Source organism: Agromyces sp. Root81 (assembly GCF_001429165.1).
In the GTDB taxonomy this organism is placed as follows: domain Bacteria; phylum Actinomycetota; class Actinomycetes; order Actinomycetales; family Microbacteriaceae; genus Agromyces.
Genome location: NZ_LMIR01000001.1, coordinates 959,050 through 981,820, shown reverse-complemented (window position 1 = coordinate 981,820; position 22,771 = coordinate 959,050). Strand labels below are relative to the sequence as shown.

Sequence of the window (22,771 nt, the reverse complement as noted above, 5' to 3'; positions counted from 1 at the left end):
TACTCCCCATATGGACTCTCGCGATGATCGTGTTACCGTGTACCCCGGTGTGGGGGTCGGGCTCAGCGCCGATCCAGTGTCGAGCAGAGCAGGAGAGTGACCTCTTGGGTACCTTCACGTCGTGGGTGCGCGCGCGGAAAGCCGCAGCCTCCACCGTCGCGATCACCCTGCTCGCAGGCGTCCCGCTCACCTTCGCCGTGCTCCATCAGGGCTTTCCCGTCACCGACGTCGACCTCGCAGCACGCGAGGTCTGGGTCACCAACGGCAAGGACCTCCTCGCAGGCCGCCTCAACCGGCAGATCGAAGAGCTCGACGCCGCGGTGAACACGGCGTCGAACGCGTTCGACGTGCTGCAGGACGGCGAAGACGTCTTCCTGTACGACGAGAGCCTCGGCTCCATCGAGCGCATCGACCCTGCGTTCACGACGCTCGGCCAGGGCGTCGCCGCACCTCCCGGGTCCGAGGTGGCACACGGTGGAGAGACGCTCGCGATCCTGTCGCCGAGGGGCGAACTCTGGGTGACCGATGCCGCCGGCGAGCTGCAGTTGAACCCGGCCGACACCGAGCCCGCCGCGCGTCTCGGCGAAGGCTCGCACGTGGCCGTGTCGAAGGACGGCGTCGTCTACGCGAGTTCGGCAAAAGAAGACCAGCTCGTCAGGATCGCATCGCCCGGCGCGAAGGCCGAGCCGACCGAGCTGCCCGCCATCTCCACGCATCAGCTCTCGGTCGTGGGCGACGAACCCGTCGTCCTCGACACCGAGCAGAACGCCCTCATCATCGACGGTTCGGCGCGAGAGCTCGACGAGACCGCGTTGAAGATCCAGCAGGTGGGCGCCGAGAGCGACTCGGTGCTGCTCGCAACGGGTGACGGCCTGCTGCGCGCGCCCCTCTCCGGCGGCGATGTCGAGTCGATCTCGGCCGATGTCGGGGTTCCCGCGACCGCGGATGACGTGGCGAGCCCGGTCTGGCTCGACGGCTGCGCACACGGCGCCTGGGCCGGCGCCGGTCGCTACCTGAACGTGTGCGACGGGCAGAAGCCCGACGTGCAGACGATCGAGCAGGTCACGGCGGGCTCCCGACTCGAGTTCCGGGTGAATCGGAGCGTCATCGCGCTGAACAACCTGTCGAACGGCAATGTCTGGCTCGTCGACTCGAACCTGCGGCTCGTCGACAACTGGGACGAGGTGACCCCGCCCGACGAGACCGACGCCGAAGAGGGCGACGAGAAGGCCTCCCAGCAGACCTTCGAAGACACGCTCGCCGAGCGAAGCGAGGCCAACCGGCCGCCCACGGCGCGCGCCGACGCCTTCGGCGTGCGACCCGGTCGCACCACACTGCTCGAGGTGCTCGAGAACGACACCGACCCCGACGGCGACGTGCTGACGGTCACGAACGTCAGCGAGATCGCCGAGCAGTCCGGTCGGCTCGAGGTCATCGACGGCGGCCGAGCGTTGCAGTTCACGCCGGCTCCGGGTGCTGCGGGCACGGTGTCGTTCCAGTACACCGCCGACGACGGACGCCTCGGCGTCGCCCAGGCGAGCGTCGACGTGACGATCCGTCCCCCTGGCGAGAACAACGCTCCGGTCGCGCTCCGCGCCGGCGCGATCAGCGTCGAACAGGGCAAGTCGATGGGCTACAACGTGCTCAGCGACTGGCTCGACCCCGACGGCGACGACGTCTTCCTCGTGAGCGCCTCGCCGACGAGCGGCGACTCGGTGCGCTTCGCTCCCGACGGCTTCGTCACCTTCGAGCACAAGACCGGCGAGCTCGGCACGAAAGAGGTGCAGTTCGTCGTCTCAGACGGAATCGTCTCGTCCGCCGGTGTGCTCACCGTCGACGTCAAGGAGCCGGGAGCGCTGAACCCCGTCGGAACTCCCGACTTCGCCGAGGTCTTCGTCGGCGAGACCGCCCTCATCCAGCCGCTCGTCAACGACCTCAGCCCGTCCGGCGAGCCGTTGGCCCTGCTCGGCGTCGCGGGCACCCCCTCGGGGGCTGCGATCACTCCGAACCTCGAGCGCGGCGCGATCGCCTTCAGCTCCGATCAGGTCGGCAGCCACATCTTCCTCTACAACCTGGGTGCCGGGGCGGCCACGAGCGTCGGTCTCATCCGCGTCGACGTCAAGGAGGTTCCGGGGGAGGCTCCACCGCCGATCGCGGTGAAGGACACGGCCTACCTCCGCCCCGGCGAGCCGACGACACTGCCGGTACTCGCGAACGACGTCTCGCCGAGCGGACGCGTGCTCGCCGTGCAGACCGTCGACACCGAGGCATCCGGTGACCTGCTCTCGGTCGAGGTGCTGAACAACACGGTGACGCGCATCACCGCCTCGGAGGCGCTCACCGAGCAGCTGCAGTTCGAGTACGTGGTCTCCGACGGAATCGCGAGCTCCACCACGACGGTGACCGTCGTGCCGGTGCCGCCGCTCGTCAAGCACCAGCCGCCCGTCGCGGTCGACGACGCGGTGACGGTGCGCGCCGGCGACATCGTCACCGTCCCGGTGCTCGACAACGATTACCACCCCGATGCGGCGACGCTCATGCTCGACCGGGAGCTCGCCGACGCCTCGGGCGCGGGCGGCCTCGTGTTCGTGGCCGACGACACCGTGCGCTACCAGGCGCCGGAGGAACCGGGCGTGTACACGGTCGCCTACCGAGTCGTCGACGGCTTCGAGCAGTCGGCGACGGCAGCCGTGCGCTTCACGGTCCTCGGCCCCGATGCGAAGTCGAACCGGCCGCCCCTGCCGATGCCGCTCACCTCGCGCACCTTCGAGGGCACCGCGGTGCAGATCGACGTGCCGCTCGATGGCATCGACCCCGACGGCGACTCGGTGAGCCTCGTCGGCATCACGACCCCGCCCTCACTCGGTCGCATCGTCGACATCGGCAGCACGAGCATCAGGTACGAGGCCCACGCGGGTGCTGCCGGCACCGAGTCGTTCACCTACGAGGTGGCCGACACGGCGGGCAAGACGGCGACCGGGACGATCCGCATCGGCGTGATTCCGCGACCCACCGAAGCGCTCCCTCCGAATGCCGTCGACGATGTCGTCGAGCTGCGACCCGGCCGCCGTGCGGCCATCGACGTGCTCGCGAACGACTCCGACCCGAGCGGGTACAAGATCAGCGTGCTGAAGAAGCTGCCCGAGGTCGGCGAGGGGCTCGTCGCGAGCGTGAAGAACAACCGCGTCCTCGTCGAGGCCCCCGACACGGAGGGTGGCAGCTCGGTACGGTACGAGATCACGAACAAGCACGGCGGCGCCGATGGCGCATTCATCCAGGTGCTCGTCGCGAAGGATGCGAAGATCGAGCCGCCGACGGCGAACGACCAGGTCGTCGAGCCCAAGCAGGTGGCCGACAAGAACTCCGTCACGGTCGACCCGCTGAAGGACGCCCAGAACCCCGGCGGGCTCGTCGAGGACCTCGTGGTGACGCTCGAGGGACCGAACGCGGAGAACGCCGAGGTGATGACCGACGGCACCGTGAAGGTCCGGCCGACGTCGAAGCGGCAGGCGATCGCCTACCGCCTCACGAACGAGGTCGACGAGCTCTCGGCGATGGCGTTCATCGTCGTGCCGCCGAAGGTCGACCCCGACGCGAAGAAGGACGACGAGAAGGCGTTCCCTCCGCCGTACCTCGCAGATATCGGCCCGCAGATCGTGCGCATGAACGGAACGATCACGTGGAAGGTCGGCGACATCGTGATCGTGCCGTCCGGCAAGCCGGCGCGCATCCTCTCCGCGACGGCCTCGAACAGCGACGGATCGTCGCCGATGACGGATGCCTCGACGCTCACGTTCAAGCCGGCGAAGGACTTCCGCGGCCAGGCGAGTGTCACGTTCGAGGTGACGGACGGCGAGAGCGCGAACGATCCCAAGGGCAAGAAGACGTTCCTCACGATCCAGGTCACCGTCGGCGACCCGAACTTCGAAGACGTGCCGCCCACGTTCACTCCCCGCAGCATCAAGGTGGAGGCCGGTGAGAAGCCGCAGGAGGTCGACCTCCGGCAGTCGAGCGGGCACCCGAGCGACAAGGTGCTGCAGGAGCTCTCGTACAACGGCCTGCAGGGCCAGACCGCCGACTTCCAGGCCGGTATCAGCGGCTCGATGCTCACGGTCGGTGCGCCGCTCGGCGTGCAGCCCGGCACGAAGACGACGCTGACCTTCACGGTGGACTACAAGGAGTTCTCGGTCCCCGGATCGATCGACGTGGAGGTCGTGACCTCATCCCGGCCGAAGGCGCAGGCGCGCGACGACGGGCCCACGGAGATGCTGCGGTCCCAGACCAAGAAGATCGATGTGCTCGCCAACGACATCAACCCCTTCGCGGCCGAAGGCACGCCGCTTCGGATCATCGACGCGCAGATCGACCAGCAGGTGGTCGGCTCGGCGGCGAGCGTGAGCTTCACGCAGACCGACCTCTCGGTGACGACCGGGCCGACCTTCACGGGCGAGCTGAGCATCGTCTACCGAGTGCAGGATGGCACGAAGGACCCGAGTCGCGAGGTGCAGGGCCGGGCGACCGTCATCGTGCGCGCCCCACCGGATGCGCCGGCCAAGCCGGTGGCGACGGTGGGCGATGCCTCCGCGACGGTGCGCTGGAACACTCCGGCGAGCAACAACTCGCCGATCGAGGGCTACCTCGTGAGCTGGGACGGCGGAAGCAAGTCGTTCGTCCCGTCCGCAGCTGGCACCGATCAGACGATCAGCGGCCTCTCCAACGGCACGAGCTACACCTTCACGGTGACGGCCACGAACGGCATCGGCACCTCCGCGCCGTCTCCCGCGAGCAACGCGATCACTCCATTCGGCAAGCCGACAGCGCCATCATCGGCCTCGCTCTCCGCGTCCACCAACGGATCCGGTGACATGACGGCGAGCTGGGCGGCGTCCTCCGCGAACGGCAGTCCGATCAGCCGATACGAGTGGGGCTTCATCCAGGGCAGTTCGTGGAGCGGCGAGACGACAGCGCGCTCGGCTCCTGCCAACGGCACTGTCGGCACGACGTACGCCATCCACGTTCGCGGCTGCAACGCCGCAGGCTGCAGCGCTTGGACGAACTCGGGCTCCGCGACGCCCTCCAAGCCGCCGCGGCAGGTCACACTGTCCAAGGGCGATGACGCGGGTGGCCTGCCGGGCTGCGAAGGCGGCACCTGCTTCTACTACAACGTCGATGTGTCGTGGTTCAACCCGGGCACCTACACGCTGAACACCTACTGCAACGGCGGGTTCTTCCGTGGCACGACCATCTCGGTGGGCGGCGACGGGCGGGGTTCGTTCCGCGGCAACTGGAACAACGGCGGCGGGTACTGCGGCTACAGCAACGTGTGGGTCACCGTCGACGGCGTCGAGAGCAATCACATGGACTTCAGGAACTAGGAACAGGAACCCGACATGGCAGTGACACAGGAACAGGCGGACTGGTTCTCCGACGCCTTCGCGAAGCTCGTCGACAACGTCGACCAGGCGATCCTCGGCAAACGAGAGGTCATCAGGCTCGTCGTGACGGCCCTCCTCAGCGACGGTCACGTGCTGCTCGAAGACGTGCCGGGCACCGGCAAGACGGTGCTCGCGAAGGCGCTCGCCAACACCCTCGACGGCTCGAACTCGCGCATCCAGTTCACCCCCGACCTGCTGCCGTCCGATGTCACGGGCGTGACGATCTACGACCAGGGCAAGGGCGTCTTCGAGTTCCACAAGGGCCCGATCTTCGCGTCGATCGTGCTCGCCGACGAGATCAACCGGGCGAGCCCGAAGACCCAGTCGGCGCTGCTCGAGGTGATGGAGGAGGCGCGCGTCACAGTCGACGGTGTCAGCCATGAGGTCGGCCGCCCGTTCATGGTCATCGCGACGCAGAACCCCGTCGAGCAGGCGGGCACCTACACGCTTCCCGAAGCGCAGCTCGACCGCTTCCTGATCAAGACCTCGCTCGGCTACCCCGATCACAACACCGCGGTCGCCCTGCTGCTCGACTCCTCGAACCGCGCCCGTGCGTCGAAGGTGTCGCCGATCATCGCCCCCGGCTCGGTGGCGGCGATGGCGCAGCTGGCCTCCGAGGTGTTCGTCGACGCATCCGTGCTCGCCTACCTCAACCACATCGTGACCGCGACCCGCACGCACAAGGACTCGACCCTCGGCGTCAGCATGCGCGGCGCGCTCGCGCTCGCACGCGCCGTCAAGACCTGGGCGCTGTCGCAGGGCCGCACCTACGTGACGCCCGACGACGTGCGGGAACTCGCGGTGCCGGTGCTCGCGCACCGCATCATCGTCGACCCCGAGTCGGACTTCGCGGGCATCACCGCCGAAGACATCGTGAGCCGAGTGCTGGTCGACATCGAACCGCCCGCCTACCGCGCGGCATGACCGAGACCGCAGCGCCCGAACGCGCGGATGCTCCGCCGCGCGTGCCCTCGCAGGCAGCCATCGCCCTGCGGGGTGTCTGGCGCGCCGTCGTCGGGGGAGTGCGGAACATGCTCCGGCTCTCGGGCCAGGCGCTGACCCGCGCGTTCGGGTTCGCGACGCCCGTGACGAGCGTGATCTCGCCGATCGGCTGGATCGTCATCGCGGGAGCGATCATGGCGTTCGCGCTCAGCCGCATCTTCGGCTGGGTCGAGTTCGTCTACGTCGGCGCCACGCTCGCGGCGGCGCTCCTCGTCGCGGTCGCGTTCGTCTTCGGCCGGGCCAACTTCGGCGTGCAGATCGAGTTGAACCCGCATCGGGTCGTCGCGGGTGAGCGCGCGCTCGGCCGCATGGTCGTGACGAACGTCGCTGCGAAGCCGTCGATCCCGTCCCGCATGGAGCTGCCGGTCGGCGGTGCCGTCGCCGAGTTCGTCGTTCCCGTGCTCGCGCCGGGCGCCGAGCACGACGAGCTGTTCGCCGTTCCCACGCAGCGGCGCGCGGTCATCGTCGCCGGCCCCGCGATCACCGTTCGCGGCGATCAGCTCGGCCTGCTGCGGCGCACGGTGCGCTGGACCGACGAGGTCGAGCTCTTCGTCCACCCGGTCACCGCACGGCTCGCGCCGAGCGCCTCCGGTCTCGTGCGCGACCTCGAGGGCGAGGTCACGAAGACCATCACGAACGACGACATCTCCTTCCACGCCCTGCGCTCCTACGAGCCGGGCGACGCGCTGCGGAACGTGCACTGGCGGACGTCCGCGCGTACCGGACAGCTCATGGTGCGCCAGTTCGAGGAGACCAGGCGTTCGCAGCTCACGATCGTGCACACGACCGATCGCGCGGCCTTCGCCTCCGACGACGAGTTCGAGCTCGCGATCTCCATCACCGCATCGATCGGCGTGCAGGTCGTGCGCGACGGCACGAACATGAGCATCGTGAGCGAGCGGATGCTGCTCTCCACCGCCACCCCGACGGCACTGCTCGACGACACCTCGCGACTGGTCGAGACCTCCGGCGATCACGCGAACCTGCGTGATTTCGCCCGCGACTCGACGAAGCGGCTGCCCGCGCCGAGCGTCGTGATGATCGTCGGCGGATCGCAGGTGCCGCTCGCCGAGTTCCGCGCTGCCGAGACCGTCTTCGGCCTCGACACGCAGACCATCGGGTTCCGCGCGGAGTTCGGCGCGCCATCGCGCATCGCGAAGGTGTCCGGCCTCACCGTCGTCACGATCGGCCAGATCGGCGACCTGCCCCGGGTGATGCGGAGGGTGCGGCCATGACCGAGTCACTCGCTCCCGTGGCGGAGGCCGCCCCGCCCACGTCGCAGCCGGTCACCCGGCCGTTCCCCGTCCGGGCGTGGCCCGACGTCGCGATCATCTCGATCCTGTCGCTCCTCGGCGTCATCGGCTACGAGACCTCGTTCGGCGATTACAACTTCCTCGTCGCCGGCATCGGCGGCCTCGTCGTCGGCACCGCGTTCGGGGTACTCGGCTACATGCTGCGGCTCGGCGTCGTCACGAACGTGCTCGCCGCGCTGCTCGGCTACTTCCTCTTCGGCAGCGTGCTCACCATGCCGGCCCAGTCGATCGCCGGATTCGTGCCGACCCTCGAGACCCTCGCGGGCCTGGCGCTCGGCGCGGTCTGGGGCTGGGCCGATATCGTGACGCTGCAGACCCCGGTCGAGGCGCCGTACTACATCCCGGTCGTGCCGTACTTCGCGACCTGGCTCGTCGCGCTCGTCGGCACGATGCTCGCTAGTCGCTGGCTCGCGGTGCGGCGAACGCCGCTGCGGGCGAGCGTGCTGCTCATCGGCCCCGCGCTCCTGTTCCTCTCCGGCATCCTCCTCGGCACCGATGAGACGTATTTCGCGGGCGTGCGCGGTGTCGCGTTCGCCGTGATCGCGCTGATCTGGCTCGGCTGGCGTCGGAGCGCGGCACCCGCGGCGAGTGACGAAGGCGCGGCGAGGCTCCAGCGACGCAAGCTCGCCGGAACGGGCATGCTCGTCGTCGGCGCGGTGCTCGTCGGCGCCCTCGCGGGCACGGCACTCGCCCCGACGCAGCCCGACCGCTTCGTGCTCCGCGAGGAGATCACGCCGCCGTTCGATCCCCTCGCCTTCCCGAGCCCGCTCGCGGGCTTCCGTTCATACACGAAGGACCTGGCCGAGACGACGATCTTCACGGCGAGCGGACTCGAACCGGGCGACACCATCCGCCTCGCGAGCATGGATTCCTACGACGGCCGTCTCTGGAACGTCGCCGGCCCCGACGACATCGCGTCGTCGGACGGCGGGTTCTCCCTGGTCGGGGAGACGCTGCCCCTGCCCGCGCTCATGCGTCCGGGCGGAGAACGCACGGCCGAGATCGAGATCGACGGCTACGACGATGTCTGGCTGCCCGGCGTCGGGTTCCCGACCCGCCTGACCTTCGACGACGGCACGAGTGCCGACAACGCGGGCGATCTCCGGTACAACTCCTCGACCGGCACTGCGGTGCTGACGAGCGGCGTCGGCGAAGGCTACCGCTACACGATCGACGCGACGATGCAGAAGGTCGTCGACGACGACGACCTGATCGACACCCCGACGGCGCAGGTCGACCTCGCTCCGGTGGAGAACACGCCCGACGTCGTCGTGGCCAAGGCGCAGGAGTTCACCGGTGGCGCGGAGACGCCCATCGAGCAGCTGCGTGCGATCGAGACGGCGCTGAAGACGCAGGGCTTCCTGAGCCACGGACTCGCGTCCGACTCGGTGCCCTCGCGCGCCGGGCACGGCGCCGACCGCATGATCGAGCTGTTCACGCGGAGCCAGATGGTCGGCGACGAAGAGCAGTACGCCTCGGCGATGGCGCTGATGGCCAGGTACCTCGGCTACCCCTCGCGAGTCGTGATGGGCTTCGCGCCCCAGATCGGCGAGGACGAGGAGTCCGTCGAGGTCGTCGGCGACGATGTCACCGCCTGGGTCGAGGTCGCGTTCGAGGATGTCGGATGGGTCGCGTTCCATCCCACCCCCGACGAGACCGACATCCCGCAGGACCAGACGCCCAAGCCGAAGTCGGAACCGCAGCCCCAGGTTCGCCAGCCCCCGCGCAGCGACAACGAGGACGAGGACCTGCTCACGGCCGTCGAGATCGACGACAGCGACGACGAGAAGAAGGACCAGGGCTTCGTCATTCCGATGTGGGCCTGGGTCACCGCGGGCGCCGTCGGCATCCCGCTGCTCCTCCTCTTCGGCACGATGCTCGTGATCGCCGCCGTCAAGGCCCGCCGGCGCAAGCGGCGACGGACCCGTGGGTCCGGGGACCGCAGGGTCGCCGGAGCCTGGGACGAGCTGACCGACGAGTTCGCCGAGCTCGGCTTCGACGTGCCCCGCACCGGGAGTCGTCGACAGGTGGCAGCTGCACTCGAGGAGCAGTTGCACGAGCAGGGGCTCGGCGACGTCCGCTCGCCGCACACCGACACCGGCCCGGTGCGAGTGGTGCGTGCGGACGCTCCGGCGAGCGGCATCCGGATCATGCCCCTGGCCGACGCGACCGATCGGGCCGTCTTCGGCGGTCACGAGGTCGACGAGGTCGTGGTGGAGGAGAGCTGGAGTGCGGCGCTCGAGTCCGTGGGACTCGTACGCGCGGCGTCCGGGCGCCTGCGCCGCTTCTTCAGCCGGTTCCGCGTCCGCTCGAAGCGGGACTGGGCGAAGGTCGACATCTCGGGAGCGAAGCCGGCCAAGCCGACGAAACCGCCGAAGCCTGCCAAGACTCCGAAGGCGGCGCCTGCGACGGCGACCGACCACGGCGATGGCACGGTCGGAGCTCCGGCGGCGGGCTGACGTTCGGGGCTGAAACGGAGCGTCGACCTCGTTTAGAGTGGTGTCGTGGAACACGAGGGGTTCATCGTTCCGCCTCCCGGGTTGATCCCCGACACGGTCGAGGCGCCGCCGCGGCCTGCGCCGGCAGTGCCGCCCGCAGCCTTCCCGACCTTCAGGCCGGTTGCGCCGGCCGCACCGCCGCCGCAGCCGGTCGTCCCTGCCGCGGAGGCCGCGCCGCACGGCCCATGGATCCTCTCGCTGGACGACGGTCAGCGCTTCCAGGTCGGGGGCTCGCTCGTGCTCGGCCGCGATCCCGCGCCATTGCCCGTTCGGCCGCACGCGGCTCTCGTGCCGGTCGTCGACCCCGCGAAATCCGTCTCGAAGACGCACGCGATCATCGACCTCGAAGGCGCCGAGCTGTCGATCACCGACCTGCACTCGACGAACGGGGTGCTCGTGACAGGTGCGCAGGGCGCCGAACACGACCTCGCCCCGGGTGAACGGGTCGTGCTGGCGCCGGGCGACCGCGTCGAACTGGGCTCGTTCGCGGTCCGCGTCGACCGTGTGTGAGTCGCGTCATCTGGCGGGTGGGGTGTTTTCGAAGTGTTAGCCTGAAGCTGTGCGCGCACGACGACGTCTTCTCCTTCGTTGCCGCGGCGGGGCTTCGTTCTGAGGCCTTCCCCGCCGCGGAGTCTGTCGTCGGCTGACCCCTGGACCTGAGGAAGACGAACGCATGAACGCAGCACCCACGAACAACGCTGTCGCAACGGGTGAACGCCCGCGTACCCTGGCCGAGAAGGTGTGGAACGCCCACCTGGTCAAGCAGGGCGAGGACGGCACCCCCGACCTGATCTACATCGACCTGCACCTCGTGCACGAGGTCACGAGCCCGCAGGCCTTCGACGGCCTCCGCATGGCCGGCCGGCCCGTGCGCAGGCCCGATCTGACGATCGCGACCGAAGACCACAACACACCGACGCTCGACATCGACAAGCCGATCGCCGACCTGACGAGCCGCACGCAGATCGAGACCCTGCGCCGCAACGCCGCCGAGTTCGGTATCCGCCTGCACTCGCTCGGCGACAAGGAACAGGGCATCGTGCACGTCGTCGGGCCGCAGCTCGGCCTGACGCAGCCCGGCATCACGGTGGTGTGCGGCGACTCGCACACGTCGACGCACGGCGCGTTCGGCGCGATGGCGTTCGGCATCGGCACGAGCGAGGTCGAGCACGTGCTCGCCACGCAGACACTGCCCCTGAAGCCGTTCAAGACGATGGCGATCAACGTCGAGGGCACGCTGCGCCCCGGCGTCACCGCGAAGGACATCATCCTCGCGGTCATCGCGAAGATCGGCACCGGCGGCGGCCAGGGCTACGTGCTCGAGTACCGCGGCAGTGCCATCCGTGCGCTCTCGATGGACGGGCGCATGACGATCTGCAACATGTCGATCGAGGCCGGCGCCCGGGCCGGCATGGTGGCCCCGGATGCCACGACGTACGCGTACCTCGACGGTCGCGACCACGCCCCGGCGGGTGCCGACTGGGACGCCGCCGTCGCCTACTGGGACACGCTCGCGACCGACGAGGGTGCGCAGTTCGACGCCGAGGTGTTCATCGACGCCGACACGCTCGAGCCCTTCGTCACCTGGGGCACGAACCCCGGCCAGGGCGTCTCGCTCTCCGAGACGGTGCCCGACCCCGCGACGATCGACGATCAGCACGAGCGTGCCGCCGCCGAGCGCGCGCTCGAATACATGGCCCTCGAGCCGGGAACGCCGCTGAAGGAGATCGCGGTCGACGCCGTCTTCATGGGCTCGTGCACCAACAGCCGCATCGAAGACCTGCGCGCGTTCGCCTCGATCATCAAGGGCAAGCAGAAGGCCGACGGCGTTCGCGTCATGGTCGTGCCCGGTTCGGCCCGAGTGCGGCTCGAGGCCGAAGCCGAGGGGCTCGACAAGGTCTTCACCGACTTCGGCGCCGAGTGGCGCTTCGCCGGCTGCTCGATGTGCCTCGGCATGAATCCCGACCAGCTCGCTCCGGGCGAGCGCTGCGCGTCGACCTCGAACCGCAACTTCGAGGGGCGCCAGGGCAAGGGCGGCCGCACGCACCTCGTGTCGCCGCTGGTGGCTGCGGCCACCGCCATCCGCGGGACCCTGTCGAGCCCCTGGGATCTGCAGACCGAAGGGGAGGGGAACTGATCATGGAGAAGATCACCACCGTCACGGGCACGGCCGCACCGCTGCGCCGTTCGAACGTCGACACCGACCAGATCATCCCCGCGGTGTTCCTGAAGCGCGTCACGAAGACCGGATTCGACGACGCGCTCTTCCACGCCTGGCGCCAGGATCCCGACTTCGTGCTGAATCGCCCGGAGCACCAGGGCGTGAAGGTGCTCATCGCCGGTCCCGACTTCGGCACTGGCTCGAGCCGAGAGCACGCGGTGTGGGCGCTGCGCGACTTCGGCTTCGACGTCGTCATCAGCTCGCGATTCGGCGACATCTTCCGCGGCAACGCGGGCAAGCAGGGACTGCTCGCAGCGCAGGTCGCCTACGAGGACGTCGAGCGGCTCTGGGAGGTCGTCGAGGCCGACCCGGGAATAGCGGTGACGGTCGATCTGGTTGAGCGAACAGTGACCGTAGGGTCGCTGAAGGTGCCGTTCGAGATCGACGACTACACTCGGTGGAGGCTGCTCGAGGGGCTCGATGACATCGGGCTCACCCTCAGAGATGAAGCAGCAATAGCCGAGTTCGAGTCTCATCGAGAGTCGTGGCGGCCGAAGACGCTCCCCATCCGGGAGCCGGCGGAATCAGGGAGTCTGTGAACACACTCGGGCAGGATGCCAAGAACCATGGAACGGCAGTCGGGTTGAACGTCGACAAGATCACGATCAACGGTGGCAAGCCGCTTCGCGGTCGCATCGAGTTGAAGGGCGCGAAGAACCTCGTCACGAAGGCGATGGTCGCGGCCATCCTCGGCGACACCCCGAGCGTGCTCAAGGACGTGCCGAACATCAGCGATGTCCGCATCGTCCGCGGCCTCCTCGAGGTGCACGGCGTGAGCGTGACTCAGGGCGTCGAAGAGGGCGAGCTCATCCTCGACCCTTCGGCCGTCGAGACCGCGCACATGGCCGACATCGACGCGCACGCCGGCTCGAGCCGGATCCCGATCCTGTTCTGCGGCCCGCTGCTGCACCGACTCGGCGAGGCGTTCATCCCCGACCTCGGCGGGTGCCGCATCGGCGACCGTCCGATCGACTACCACCTCGAGGTGCTGCGCAACTTCGGCGCCATCATCGAGAAGCTGCCGAGCGGCATCCGCATGTCCGCGCCCGGCGGACTGCACGGCGCGAAGGTGGCGCTGCCCTACCCGAGTGTCGGGGCGACCGAGCAGGTGCTGCTGACCGCGGTGCTCGCCGACGGCATCACCGAGCTCTCGGGCGCGGCCATCGAGCCCGAGATCATGGATCTCATCAACATCCTGCAGAAGATGGGTGCGATCATCACGGTCGACACCGATCGGGTCATCCGCATCGAGGGCGTCGACAAGCTCGACGGCTACACGCACCGCGCGCTCTTCGACCGCAACGAGGCCGCGAGCTGGGCCGCTGCCGCCCTCGCGACCGACGGCGACATCTTCGTCGGCGGCGCACGCCAGGCGGAGATGCTGACCTTCCTCAACGTCTTCCGCAAGGTCGGCGGCGACTTCGAGGTGGAGGACGACGGCATCCGCTTCTTCCACCCCGGCGGTGAGCTCTCGCCCGTCATCATCGAGACCGACGTGCACCCCGGCTTCATGACCGACTGGCAGCAGCCGCTCGTGGTCGCCCTGAGCAAGGCCAAGGGCGTGTCGATCGTGCACGAGACGGTTTACGAGCAGCGCTTCGGCTTCGTCGATGCGCTCGTCGAGATGGGCGCGTCGATCGAGGTGCACAAGGAGTGCCTCGGCCCGGCGAGCTGCCGCTTCGGACAGCGCAACTTCAAGCACTCGGCCGTCATCTCCGGACCGACGAAGCTGACCGGCGCCGACATCGAGGTCCCCGATCTGCGCGGCGGCTTCAGCCACCTCATCGCGGCGCTCACGGCCGACGGCCGTTCGACGGTCTCGAACGTCGGGATCATCGCGCGTGGATACGAGAACTTCATCACGAAGCTGGAGCTCCTCGGGGCGGACTTCGAACTCGAAGGATAATGGGGGAGTGCCACACGACGACACGCCCTCGCCCAACTCCATGAAGCAGCGTTCGGAGACCCGCCGACCCTCGTTCTTCTGGCTGCTCGCCGCCATCGCCCTCCCGCCGCTGAGCCTCGCGGTCCGCTACCGGTTCCACCACCAGGAGCGGATGCCGCAGTCGGGAGCATTCGTGCTCGCGCCGAACCACTACAGCGAGATCGATCCGCTCGTGATCGGCGCGGGGGTCTGGAAGCTCGGCCGTGCACCCCGGTTCCTTGCGAAGGCCTCGCTCTTCAAGAACCCGGTGCTCGGCTGGCTCCTTCGCACCTCCGGGCAGATCCCCGTCGAGCGGGCGGGCAGCAAGAGCCACGCGGCACTTCGCGCGGCGGAGGAGCTCGTCGAGAAGGGCCGCATGGTCGTCGTCTACCCCGAGGGGTCGCTGACGCGCGACCCCGACCTGTGGCCGATGCGCGGCAAGACGGGCGCCGTGCGCATCGCGCTCGAACGCGACATCCCGATCTTCCCCGCGGCTCATTGGGGCACGCAGGAGCTCATGCCGCGCTACGGCAAGAAGATCCACCCCTTCCCGCGCAAGACCATCGACGTCATCGTCGGCGAGCCGCTCGACCTCAGCGCCTATCGGGGCAAGCCGCTCGACCAGCGCACCCTCCTGGCCGCGACGGGCGAGCTCATGAACGCGATCGCCGACCTGCTCGCCGAGGTGCGTGGCGAACCGGCCCCCGCCGTCCGCTGGGATCCGACGCAGCACGGTCAGAAGGAGACGGGTCGCCTTGAAGACTAGAGTTCCCGCCAAGAAGTCGGCCGGCAAGCGGGTCGCCGTGCTCGGTGCCGGCAGCTGGGGCACGACGTTCGCGAAGATCCTCGCCGACGGCGGCGCGGACGTCGTGCTGTGGGCCCGGAGACCCGAACTCGCACGCGAGATCCAGGAGGCCAAGCGCAACAGCGACTACCTCCCCGGCGTGAACCTGCCGCTCGGCCTCCGGGCGACGAGCCGTCTCGACCTCGCGCTCGCGGGCGCCGAGCAGGTCTACATCTCGGTGCCGAGCCAGTCGCTGCGCGACAACCTCGCGATCATGGCGCCGCACCTGCACGCACAGGCATCCGTCGTCTCGCTCATGAAGGGCGTCGAGAAGTCGACCGGCAAGCGCATGAGCGAGGTCATCGCCGAGGTGCTGCGCATCGACCAGGCGCAGATCGCGGTGATCTCGGGGCCGAACCTCGCGCTCGAGATCGCGAAGGAGCAGCCGACGGCGGCCGTCGTGTCGTCGACGAGCCTCGAGACGGCCCAGGCCGTGGCATCCGTCGCCCGCAACCGCTACTTCCGCACCTTCGTGAACACCGACGTGATCGGCACCGAGTTCGGCGGCGTGCTGAAGAACCTGATCGCCGTCGCGATCGGCATCGTCGACGGCGTCGGCTACGGCGAGAACACGAAGGCCTCGATCATCACGCGGGGTCTCGTCGAGATGACCGACTTCGCGGTCGCCTACGGAGCCCACCCCGAGACCCTCGCGGGCCTCGCCGGCCTCGGCGACCTGATCGCGACGAGCCAATCACCGCTCTCGCGCAACAACACGGCCGGGCGACTGCTCGGCCAGGGCTACCACCTGAACGACGTCGTCAATCAGATGCAGCAGACCACCGAGGGGCTCGCATCGGTCGGGCCGATCCTCGAACTGGCGCGTGCGATGGGCGTCGACATGCCCATCGTCGAACAGGTTCGGCAGGTGCTCGCGGGCACCCTCGACCCGAAGGACATCGCGCCCCACCTCACGACCGATGACGAGCCGCAGGGCGAAAGGACGATCGATGGACAAGCTCAGAGTGGTTCTGCTGTTCGGAGGGCGTTCCAGCGAGCATTCGATCAGCTGCGCTACGGCGGGCGGGGTGCTCCGGGCGATCGACCGTAGCCGGTACGAGGTGATCCCCGTCGGGATCACCCACGACGGCGCGTTCGTGCTCGAGTCCGACGACCCCGATCGCTTCGCCCTCGACCCCGCGCACCTGCCCGAGGTCGCCGACAACGGCAGCCGGGTGCGCTGGCCCGAGAGCGCGTCATCCCGCGAGCTCCGAGTGACGACGGTGTCCGCTGAAACAGGCGGCTCGGGCGAACGCTCGCTCGGCGACGTCGACGTGGTCTTCCCGATCCTGCACGGTCGTTTCGGCGAGGACGGCACGATCCAGGGTCTGTTCGAGCTCCTCGGCCTGCCGTACGTCGGCAACGGCGTGCTCGCCTCGTCGGTCGGCATGGACAAGCACTTCACGAAGACCGTGCTCGAGGGCGCCGGCATCGCGGTGGCGCCGTGGGTGACGCTGACCCGTGCCGCGCTCGACGAGAACCGCGAGTTGTGGGAGCGCCGCACCAAGGCGCTCGGCCTGCCCGTGTTCGTGAAGCCCGCACGCGCCGGCTCCTCGGTCGGCGTCACGAGAGTGTCCGACTGGTCGGAGCTCGACGCCGCACTCGAGACCGCGTTCGCCGAAGACGGCACCGTGCTCGTCGAGGCCGCCGTCGTCGGCCGCGAGATCGAGTGCGGGGTGCTCGGCGGTGCCGGCACCGACGTTCGGGTGAGCGTCGCCGGCGAAGTGGTCGTCAGCGGCCGCGAGTTCTACGACTTCGAGGCGAAGTACCTCGACGCCCCCGGCGTCGAGCTGATCTGCCCGGCCGAGCTGGGCGACGGCGAGCTCTTCGAGTTGCAGCGCATCGCGCGCCGGGCCTTCGAGGCCATCGGCGGAGAGGGGCTCGCCCGGGTCGACGTCTTCCTGACCGACGAGGGGTTCGTCGTGAACGAGATCAACACGATGCCGGGCTTCACCCCGATCTCGATGTTCCCGACGTGCTGGCAGGCGTCGGGGCTCGCCTATCCTGACCTCATCGCGGAGCTCATCGACGGCGGCCACGCGCGCGGCAGCCGCTGAGCGACGGGCGCACCGCCGCGCCTCGGCGGCTGCGTCGGTGCCTCGCCGCCGCCGCCGAGCGGCCTCACTCGAACGTCGAGTCGACCGTTGTGCAGCCGCCCTCGGCCGGGATGGCCGAGACGGCGAGGGAGAGATCGGCGAGAACGGTCGTGCCCGAGACGACGTCGTTGTCGACGAGCACCTCGACGGCCGGCGTGCGCCCGTAGGTGGTGAACAGGTAGTTCGGCTTCTGCGACTCGTCGACGATCCAGTCGACCCCGTTGACGCTGGCGCAGCGATCGGTCGTGGGGCCGGGGGGCTCGGCGCCGCAGCGCAGCACGACGGATGCCGGTTCGCCCCACGCGCCCGTGCCCTGCGCGTTGGTCTCGCGCTTCTGCTGTTCGGCCTCGGTGTCCTTGGCGAGCGTGTCGGGCAGCCGCACGACGACGGCGGCGCAATCGGGGTCGCTCGCAAGCGGCGCGGTCTCGACCGGCACGATCGGGCTGCAACCGGCGAACACGAGCACCGAGGCGGCCGCGGCGGCGGAGGCGAACAGGCGGAATCCCGTGCGAGACCGGGCGGAGGCGGGTGAATCTGACATCCCGTTCAGGCTATCGCGAGTGACGCGCTCCCAGCTGGACGTCACCACTGACGCGCACGCTAGCGTGATGGGCATGCACGAGCCCGAGCGCGCTGACCCCGCAGCCCTGCCCCGAACCGTCGGCGACCTCGGCGAGGACGCCGCGCTCGCGCGGATCCTGCCGCGGCTGCGCCCGGCCGACGCCGCACTCCTCGGCCCCGGCGACGATGCCGCAGTGGTCGCCGCGGCCGACGGGCGGTTCGTCGTGACCACCGACCTCATGGTGCACGGCCCCGACTTCCGGCTCGCCTGGTCGACCCCGTTCGACCTCGGCTGGAAGGCGGCCGCCACGAACCTGACGGATGTCGCGGCCATGGGCGCCCGCCCGACCGCGCTCGTCGTGGCGATCGCCGCCCCACCGTCGCTCGACGCCGTGGTGCTCGAGGGCATCGCCGACGGACTCCGTGAGGGACTCCGCGCACTCGCCCCTGGAGCCGGCGTGGTCGGCGGCGACCTCACGGCCTCCGCGGTGCTGACGATCGCGGTGACCGCGTTCGGCGACCTCGAGGGCCGGCCGCCCGTGACCCGCAGCGGCGCCCGCCCGGGCGACGTCGTGGGGCACGCCGGTGCCCGCGGCGACGCGGCCCGCGGCCTCGCGCTGCTCTTCGACGAGGCGACGGATGCCGCGGGCGAACCCGATGCCGCTGCGGCCGAGGCCGTGCGCGCCCGGCATCCCGAGCTCATCGGCGCCCAACTGGCGCCCTCGCCGCCCGTCGCGGCCGGCGCGGCCGCCGCGATCGCCGGCGCCACGTCGATGCTCGACGTCTCCGACGGCCTCGCGAGGGACGCCCGCCGCATCGCGCAGGCGAGCGGCGTCGGCATCGACTTCTCGGCCGCGGCGCTCGGCCCCGACGTGCGCCTCGCGCTGTCCGGCGGCGAGGACCACGGCCTGCTCGCGACCTTCCCGCCCGGCACGCAGCTGCCTGAGCCGTTCGAGGCCATCGGGCTCGTGACGGATGCCTCGGGGGCGCTCTCCGTCGACGGGGTCGCGATCGGCTCGGCCGGCTGGGATCCCTACTCGGGCTGGGACGGCAGGTCGGGCTGAGCCGTGGTCGCCCACCAGAGCGTCGTCTCGCCGTAGTCGCGGCGACGCTCGAGCTCGATGCCGGCCGGCCACGCGGGTTCGGGGGAGCGGGAGCTCCGCTCGACCATGACGACGGCGTCAGCGGCCAGGAGCGGCGCGAGCAGCTCGAGGTCGCGGGCGAGCGCGCTCTCGTCGAGGTCGTACGGCGGGTCGATGAACGCGACGTCCACGCCCGCGGCTGCGGTCTCGAGATAGGCGGCGACGGGGCGCACGACGACCCGGACGTGCGGTCGCGGCCCGCTCTTCGCCGCCTTCAGCAGCGCGTCGGCGTTGGCGCGGCAGACATCGGCCGCCGGCTTGGCCCGTTCGACGAGCACGACGTCGGTGGCGCCGCGGCTCGCCGCCTCGAGTCCGAGTGCGCCCGATCCGGCGTACAGGTCGAGCACACGGGCGCCGTCGAGGGCGTCCCGCGCCTCGAGTGCGGAGAAGATCGCCTCCCGGACGCGGTCGCTCGTCGGGCGGGTGCCGGAGCGCGGCACCCGAAGGGTGAGTGAGCCGGCGAATCCGGCGATGATGCGGGTCATGCTCAGGCGAGCATAACGGGCGACCTCCGGGCGCTGCCATGATGCGTGGATGCGCGGCATGCTCGGCCGACCTCCGGGCGCTGCCATGATGCGTGCGTGGATGCGCGGCATGCTCGGCCGACCTCCGGGCGCTGCCATGATGCGTGGATGCGCGGCATGCTCGGCCGACCTCCGGGCGCTGCCATGATGGGAGGGTGGATGACTCGACCGACCAGGTGCCCGCCGAACCGTCCCGACACCGCGGCGCCGAACAGCAGATGATCGACCGACTCTGGGACTTCGGGGACCCTGCGGCCAGTGAGGAGCGGTTCAGGGAGGCCGCAGACGACGACGGCAACTCCGCGCACCTGCGCGCGGTGATGACCACCCAGCTCGCGCGTGCCCTGGGCATCCAGGGCCGCATCGACGAGGCGCTCGCCGCGCTCGAGGGCGTGGCGGCCGGCATTCGGGCCGACGACCCGCCCGCGGATGCCGCGGAGCTGCGAGCGCGCGTGGCGATCGAGCGGGGCCGGCTCGCGGCATCCGCTGGCCGCCCGGCCGACGCCGTGCCTGAGCTCACCCGAGGCGTGCGGGAGGCCGCGATCGCTGGTTCGCCGTTCCTCGTGCTCGACGCCCTGCACATGCTCGCGCTGAACGACGCCGGGCACGAGGAGGAGTGGGCCGCCGAAGGCTTCGACGTGCTCGCCGGGCGGCGCGACGCCAGGCTGCTGCGCTGGGGCGTGGCACTGCACAACAACCTCGGCTGGACGATGCACGACGGCGGCCGGGCCGAGGCGGCGCTCACGCACTTCGAACTGGCCGTCGAGGCGGCCGACCGCTACGGCACGGCCGAGCAGCGCCACGTCGCCCGCTGGTCGGTCGCGCGGTGCCTGCGCAGCCTGGGCCGCACCGACGAGGCGCTCGCGCTGCAGCGCGAACTCGCCGAAGCCCGTCCCGACGACCCGTACGTGCAGGCGGAGCTCGCCACACTGACGGAGGCGGAGCCTACGATCGAGCCATGACCGATGGGCGCGGCACAGAGGGGCGCGAAGCGACGACCGGCGGCGAGATCGCGCCCGGTTCGTTCACCCTCGATTCCCGCCTGTCGGGCGCGCTCGGCGGACGTACCGCGCAGGCGTTCGAGCGCGGCTTCGGGCATCGCACCGTCGGCGACCTGCTCGCCCACTATCCTCGGCGCTACGCCATGCGCGGTGAGCTCACCGCTCTCGCGACCCTGCCGCTCGACGAGAACATCACGATCATCGCCGAGGTGATCGAGGTGGGCGAGCGATCGATGCGCGCCCGCCGGGGCTCGATCGTCGAGGCGAAGATCACCGACGGCACGGGAGTGCTGACCCTGACGTTCTTCAACCAGCGCTGGCGCGCAGCAGACCTCCGGCCCGGGCGGCGCGGCATCTTCGCCGGCAAGGTGAGCGACTACAAGGGGCAGCGTCAGCTCGCGCACCCCGACTACGAGCTGTTCGACGACGCCACGCCGCTCGAGGCCGGCGACGCAGCGGCGAAGCGATGGGCCGAGGCGCCGATCCCGATCTACCCGGCGACGAGCACGCTCGCGAGCTGGCAGATCGCGAAGGCGATCGAGCTCGTGCTCGACGGTCTCGCCCCGCTCGACGACCCGCTGCCGGACTCCGTTCGCGCGGCGAAGTCGCTCCTCGTCCATCGACAGGCGCTCGAGCTCGTGCACCGGCCGGAGCGCGACGGTGACTGGAAGCGCGCCCGCGGCACCCTGCGCTTCACCGAGGCGTTCGTGCTGCAGACGGCGCTGCTCGAGCGCCGCGCCGAACTGCGCACGCACACGACCGCCGCGCGACAGCCCGTGCCCGGCGGACTGCTCGAGCGGTTCGACGCTGCGCTGCCGTTCACCCTCACGGGCGACCAGCTCGAGGTCGGTGGCGAGATCGCGCACGACCTCGGCGAGCCCGTGCCGATGAACCGGCTCGTGCAGGGCGAGGTGGGTTCCGGCAAGACGGTCGTCGCCCTGCGGGCGATGCTCGCCGTCGCCGACTCGGGCGGCCAGTCGGCGCTCCTCGCCCCGACCGAGGTGCTCGCCGGCCAGCACCTGCGATCGATCGCGAAGATGCTCGGCCCCGATCTCGCCGCCGAGCTCATGCCGACCCTGCTGACGGGCCAGCTCCCCGTCGCCGAGCGCAAGAAGGCCCTGCTGCGCGCCGCTGCGGGACAGTCCCGCATCGTCGTCGGCACGCACGCGCTGCTCGGCGACACCGTCTCGTTCGCCGATCTCGGGCTCGTCGTCGTCGACGAGCAGCACCGTTTCGGCGTCGAGCAGCGCGAGGCGCTCCGGCTCAAGGGGCAGAGCCCCCCGCACGTGCTCGTGCTGACGGCGACGCCGATTCCGCGCACCGTCGCGATGACGGTGTTCGGCGACCTCGACGTGTCGACGATCCGCGAGCTCCCCGCCGGTCGCGCGGGCATCACGTCGCAGGTCGTGCCGCTCGCGATCCGTCCCACCTGGCGGCCGCGCATCTGGGAGCGGCTCGCCGAAGAACTCGCGCTCGGGCGGCAGGCCTTCGTCGTGTGTCCGGCGATCGAGCCGAAGGTCGTCGAAGACGAGGGGCCGGGCGGCGCCCCGGTGGCCGAGTCGTCCGATGGTGAGGGCCGGGCCGACGCCGCCGCGCCCGTGGCATCCGTTGCCGTGGTGCTCGCCGAGCTGCGCGCCCACCCGCGCTTCGCCGAGACGCGCATCGCCCCGCTCCACGGCCGGATGTCCGCCGAGGAGAAGGATGCCGCGATGCGCGCGTTCTCGTCGGGCGAGATCGACGTGCTCGTCGCGACGACCGTCATCGAGGTGGGCGTCGACGTGCCGAACGCGAGCGCCATGGTCGTCGTCGACGCCGACCGGTTCGGCGTCTCCCAGCTGCACCAGCTGCGCGGCCGGGTCGGCCGCGGCGGGGTGCCGGGGCTCTGCCTGCTCGTGACCTCGGCCGTGCCCGGCTCCCTGGCCCTGCAGCGGGTCGAGGCCGTCGCCGCCACGCTCGACGGCTTCGAGCTCGCCCAGGCCGACCTCGAGCTGCGGCAGGAGGGCGACGTGCTCGGCGCCGTGCAGTCCGGCGGCCGGTCCTCGCTCAAGCTGCTGAAGGTGGCGCGCGACGGCGACCTCATCGCCGAGGCGCGGGAGATGGCCCAGGAGGTGCTCGCGGGCGGCGACGGACTCGCGTCGCACCCCGCCCTCGCGGCCGCGGTGCGCCGCCGACTCGACGAAGAGACGAGCGGGTACCTGAGCAAGGGCTGA

16 protein-coding genes are annotated in these 22,771 nt (G+C 70.3%); 14 read left to right on the top strand and 2 right to left on the bottom strand.

Features of this window, described 5'->3' with window-relative positions:
* The first annotated feature begins 104 nt into the window (after nucleotides 1-104).
* From ASE14_RS04690 to ASE14_RS04640, 11 genes are all read left to right on the top strand, one after another.
* Nucleotides 105-5,375, top strand: a complete 5,271-nt coding sequence (locus tag ASE14_RS04690) for an Ig-like domain-containing protein (RefSeq protein WP_056651322.1) — start codon at nucleotides 105-107, stop codon at nucleotides 5,373-5,375.
* A gap of 15 nt (nucleotides 5,376-5,390) precedes the next feature.
* Nucleotides 5,391-6,359 (top strand): MoxR family ATPase, encoded by a 969-nt coding sequence (locus tag ASE14_RS04685; RefSeq protein WP_200953263.1) that lies wholly within the window; start codon nucleotides 5,391-5,393, stop codon nucleotides 6,357-6,359.
* On the top strand, nucleotides 6,356-7,672 hold the full coding sequence (locus ASE14_RS04680; protein WP_056651320.1) for a DUF58 domain-containing protein: 1,317 nt from the start codon (nucleotides 6,356-6,358) through the stop codon (nucleotides 7,670-7,672). The genes ASE14_RS04685 and ASE14_RS04680 overlap by 4 nt, the downstream gene beginning before the upstream one ends.
* The gene (locus ASE14_RS04675) at nucleotides 7,669-10,209 is read left to right on the top strand and encodes a transglutaminase family protein (protein WP_082600074.1); all 2,541 of its coding nucleotides are present in this window, start codon (nucleotides 7,669-7,671) and stop codon (nucleotides 10,207-10,209) included. Before ASE14_RS04680 ends, ASE14_RS04675 begins: the two co-directional genes overlap by 4 nt.
* A gap of 45 nt (nucleotides 10,210-10,254) precedes the next feature.
* Nucleotides 10,255-10,758, top strand: coding sequence for an FHA domain-containing protein (locus tag ASE14_RS04670; RefSeq protein WP_056651317.1), 504 nt, complete (start codon nucleotides 10,255-10,257; stop codon nucleotides 10,756-10,758).
* A gap of 163 nt (nucleotides 10,759-10,921) precedes the next feature.
* Entirely contained in the window at nucleotides 10,922-12,385 is a 1,464-nt protein-coding gene (gene leuC / locus ASE14_RS04665; protein WP_056651314.1) for a 3-isopropylmalate dehydratase large subunit, read from the top strand.
* Between the two features lie 2 nt (nucleotides 12,386-12,387).
* On the top strand, nucleotides 12,388-13,008 hold the full coding sequence (leuD, locus tag ASE14_RS04660) for a 3-isopropylmalate dehydratase small subunit (RefSeq protein ID WP_056651311.1): 621 nt from the start codon (nucleotides 12,388-12,390) through the stop codon (nucleotides 13,006-13,008).
* Nucleotides 13,005-14,375, top strand: coding sequence for a UDP-N-acetylglucosamine 1-carboxyvinyltransferase (gene murA, locus ASE14_RS04655; protein WP_056651308.1), 1,371 nt, complete (start codon nucleotides 13,005-13,007; stop codon nucleotides 14,373-14,375). Before leuD ends, murA begins: the two co-directional genes overlap by 4 nt.
* Nucleotides 14,376-14,415: 40 nt before the next feature.
* Nucleotides 14,416-15,159 (top strand): 1-acyl-sn-glycerol-3-phosphate acyltransferase, encoded by a 744-nt coding sequence (locus ASE14_RS04650; protein WP_056651306.1) that lies wholly within the window; start codon nucleotides 14,416-14,418, stop codon nucleotides 15,157-15,159.
* Complete coding sequence (locus ASE14_RS04645) at nucleotides 15,149-16,288, top strand: NAD(P)H-dependent glycerol-3-phosphate dehydrogenase (protein ID WP_056651303.1); 1,140 nt, start codon at nucleotides 15,149-15,151, stop codon at nucleotides 16,286-16,288. The genes ASE14_RS04650 and ASE14_RS04645 overlap by 11 nt, the downstream gene beginning before the upstream one ends.
* A complete protein-coding gene (locus ASE14_RS04640; RefSeq protein ID WP_082600069.1) occupies nucleotides 16,188-17,294 on the top strand; it encodes a D-alanine--D-alanine ligase family protein in 1,107 nt (368 codons plus the stop codon). Before ASE14_RS04645 ends, ASE14_RS04640 begins: the two co-directional genes overlap by 101 nt.
* A 64-nt stretch (nucleotides 17,295-17,358) precedes the next feature.
* Here ASE14_RS04640 and ASE14_RS04635 read toward each other — a convergent pair whose 3' ends face one another.
* Nucleotides 17,359-17,874, bottom strand: coding sequence for a DUF3515 domain-containing protein (locus ASE14_RS04635; protein ID WP_056651297.1), 516 nt, complete (start codon nucleotides 17,872-17,874; stop codon nucleotides 17,359-17,361).
* Between the two features lie 73 nt (nucleotides 17,875-17,947).
* Between ASE14_RS04635 and thiL the strand changes: the two genes are divergently transcribed.
* Nucleotides 17,948-18,958: a thiamine-phosphate kinase gene (gene thiL, locus ASE14_RS04630; protein WP_369816449.1), complete on the top strand. Its 1,011-nt coding sequence runs from the start codon at nucleotides 17,948-17,950 to the stop codon at nucleotides 18,956-18,958.
* Here thiL and ASE14_RS04625 read toward each other — a convergent pair.
* On the bottom strand, nucleotides 18,928-19,521 hold the full coding sequence (locus ASE14_RS04625; RefSeq protein ID WP_056651774.1) for an RsmD family RNA methyltransferase: 594 nt from the start codon (nucleotides 19,519-19,521) through the stop codon (nucleotides 18,928-18,930). The genes thiL and ASE14_RS04625 overlap by 31 nt on opposite strands.
* Before the next feature lie 194 nt (nucleotides 19,522-19,715).
* On the opposite strand from ASE14_RS04625, the gene ASE14_RS04620 reads away from it, so the two are divergent.
* A complete protein-coding gene (locus ASE14_RS04620; protein WP_056651291.1) occupies nucleotides 19,716-20,522 on the top strand; it encodes a tetratricopeptide repeat protein in 807 nt (268 codons plus the stop codon).
* A complete protein-coding gene (locus tag ASE14_RS04615; RefSeq protein WP_082600067.1) occupies nucleotides 20,519-22,771 on the top strand; it encodes an ATP-dependent DNA helicase RecG in 2,253 nt (750 codons plus the stop codon). The genes ASE14_RS04620 and ASE14_RS04615 overlap by 4 nt, the downstream gene beginning before the upstream one ends.